The organism is Candidatus Glomeribacter gigasporarum BEG34 (assembly GCF_000227585.1).
Classification (GTDB): domain Bacteria; phylum Pseudomonadota; class Gammaproteobacteria; order Burkholderiales; family Burkholderiaceae; genus Glomeribacter; species Glomeribacter gigasporarum_B.
In genome coordinates this window covers 1-1,835 of record NZ_CAFB01000112.1, presented here as the reverse complement: position 1 = coordinate 1,835, position 1,835 = coordinate 1, and the positions used below count along the sequence as shown (strand labels likewise).

At 55.1% G+C, this 1,835-nt stretch carries 3 protein-coding genes; 1 reads left to right on the top strand and 2 read right to left on the bottom strand.

Annotation, left to right across the window (positions count from 1 at the left end):
* The coding region (locus CAGGBEG34_RS09285; protein ID WP_042688525.1) for an ATP-binding cassette domain-containing protein at nt 1–449 on the bottom strand (449 nt) is incomplete at its 3' end.
* A gap of 170 nt (nt 450–619) precedes the next feature.
* Entirely contained in the window at nt 620–982 is a 363-nt protein-coding gene (locus CAGGBEG34_RS09280; RefSeq protein WP_042688524.1) for a DUF167 domain-containing protein, read from the bottom strand.
* A 155-nt stretch (nt 983–1,137) separates the two neighbouring features.
* On the opposite strand from CAGGBEG34_RS09280, the gene elbB reads away from it, so the two are divergent.
* Nucleotides 1,138–1,803, top strand: a complete 666-nt coding sequence (gene elbB, locus CAGGBEG34_RS09275) for an isoprenoid biosynthesis glyoxalase ElbB (protein WP_006683361.1) — start codon at nt 1,138–1,140, stop codon at nt 1,801–1,803.
* Nucleotides 1,804–1,835: the final 32 nt, after the last annotated feature.

Sequence of the window (1,835 nt, the reverse complement as noted above, 5' to 3'; positions counted from 1 at the left end):
GTGAGTTCTCCGCCGCTCAAATCCTTCAAGGGGCGATGCCAGGGGATGTGATGCAGTCCAAATGGCCGCAGAGATTCCGAAAGACGGGTCTCGACCGACCAGTCCTCCTCCAGCGCGTCGAAGTCATGGGCGGCCACGCTGCCATTAGAAATCCGCTGCAAAGCCCGGATTCTGGATTCGATGCCCCAAAACCCGGCAAGACAGGTCCCAGGTAAAACCACAGGATTTTGCGGTACATAGGCGAGTGTGCCTTTCACCTGGACAGTGCCCGTGCTGGGTGTGAGCGCTCCTAGAATCAAGCGCAGCAACGTGGATTTCCCGATGCCGTTTCTGCCGACCAGGCCCGATTTGTGGGCGGAAAAGGCAAGGCTCAGTCCATCAAAGAGCGCTGTGCCATTCGGTAGAGTAAAACTGATCTGATGGATAAGTATCTGAGCGGTATGCGGCATCCGTAAGTCTCCAAAAGCTGAAAAAAGCCTTGTGGGGCAAGGCGGGCAATGGAAACTTATGGGCGCATGGCTAGGGAACCTCGTTTTAAAAGTTTTACTATCTCTATTATAGAGAACGCTGCAACGCTGTTAAAAGCGCTTATGTCTCGCAATCGACCAGCGTTTCGTCATCAGTAAACCGATGAGGCATTCCCAGACAATGCGACGCGCACAGCCTTCGCATCCAGGCCCGCTGCGGTAATGCGAATTTTCTTATATCGGCGGTTATGGCCGGCCTCCAGATACACCGCGTGACGGGGTACACCCAAGCGTTCAGCCAGCCAGGCGCACAATGCCTGATTCGCCTTGCCATCCACCGGCGGCGCATTCAGGCGCACCTTCAGCGCGCCATTGAATTCACCCATAGTTTCCGTTGCCTTCGCGTTCGGCTGCACGTAAACGCAAAGCTGCACGCCATCGGCCAGTCCTTGGCACCAGCAGGTGGATGGCGAAAACAGGCCGGGTTGCAGCGGGTTCACTGGTATAGAAACCATTTCATTTTCCCCATAGAGGGCGTTTTTGTTGAAAGCGGAACAGAGCGCGTTTACAGAATGCGGTTTTTATAGACGCGAAGCGTGCTTTTCCGAAACGGTCAATTAAGCGATAATTCAGAATTCCGGACGATTCTAGTTTGTTTGCAGGTGAGCTCATGTCCCAACCACACCGAACCATCGCCGTTATCCTCTCTGGCTGCGGCGTTCAGGATGGCAGCGAAATCCATGAGGCGGTCCTCACGCTGCTGGCCTTGGACCGAGCAGGTGCCAGCTATCAATGTCTGGCCCCCAATATCCCCCAAACGCGCGTCGTGAATCATGCAACGGGCGCTGAGGTCTCTGGAGAAACCCGTAACGTGCTCCAGGAATCCGCCCGCATCGCCCGCGGCCAGATACTCGATATCGCTCAGGCGCAGCCCGCAGACTATGCCGCGATGATTTTTCCAGGTGGCTTTGGCGCGGCGCTCAACTTGAGTGATTTCGGCAGCAAACAGGATCAATGCCAGGTAGAACCTTCCGTATTGGAGTTTGCCGAGGTCATGGCTGCGTCCGGCAAACCGGCCGGCTTCATCTGCATCGCGCCTGCCCTGATTCCCAGAATCTACGGCTCCGGCATCAAGCTGACAATTGGCAATGACCCGGACACTGCGCAAACGCTTGAGAAGATGGGTGTCGTGCACGTGGAATGCCCCGTTACCAATTGTATTGTGGATAAACAACGTAAGGTGGTCTCAACGCCCGCCTACATGTTGGCGCAGTCTATTCAAGAAGCAGCGGCGGGCATTGAACAACTGGTACAGAAGGTTCTAGCCTTATGCTGAATCCGTCAGATGCACACCTTATCAGAACCGAT